This window comes from Mesorhizobium waitakense (assembly GCF_056431085.1).
The window spans coordinates 1-594 of the sequence record NZ_JBWKME010000239.1; the positions used below are offsets into that span (position 1 = coordinate 1).

Consider the following 594-nt stretch of genomic DNA (forward strand, 5'->3'; position numbering starts at 1 on the left):
GGCCGCTTCATACCCTTCGGCGCCGTGCCGGCGTGCGCCTGGACGCGGTTGCAGAGCCGTTCGCGCATGTCGCGGTTCAAGGTGAGGAAAGCCGATCCGACATAGCGACCCGGTGCTGCGATCAGCTAAGAGCTCGATCGCAGGCTTACTTGCCTCCGCTCCACTCTACTGCAGGTCGAATTCGCCGAACGCGTGGCACTTCGCCTTTCAGCCCTTTGATCGACGTGCCGCCGCGGCATCTGCAGTTCGCGATCGCATCAACCGCTATCGCGACTCCGCCGCTGCTCTGAAGGGCTTTTCCCAGTCCATCGACGGCACGCATGGGTGAATGCGCTTTGCTGGCGAAAGCCGAGCAGCCAGGCGATTTGCGAAATTTGCAGTTTTGGTTCTTCGAGATAGCGCACGGCGAGATCACGCCGCAGTTCGTCCAGTATTTCTCCAAAGCTCAGCCCTGCTGCTGCCAAACGGCGGGCGAACGTCCTTTCGCTGAGCCCAAGCTGCTTTGCGACCGCCTTCGCCTGCGCTTCGGCGTGCGGCAGCAAAGGCGCAATGGCGTTCTCCACAACCGTTCGGAAAGGGCTCACAGTGGCAGTG

1 protein-coding gene is annotated in these 594 nt (G+C 61.8%); it reads right to left on the minus strand.

Annotated elements, in window-relative coordinates:
• Positions 1-257: 257 nt before the first annotated feature.
• Positions 258-594 (minus strand): helix-turn-helix transcriptional regulator (locus tag AC07FD_RS39495; RefSeq protein ID WP_478354209.1); only part of this gene is annotated, 337 nt, incomplete at its 5' end.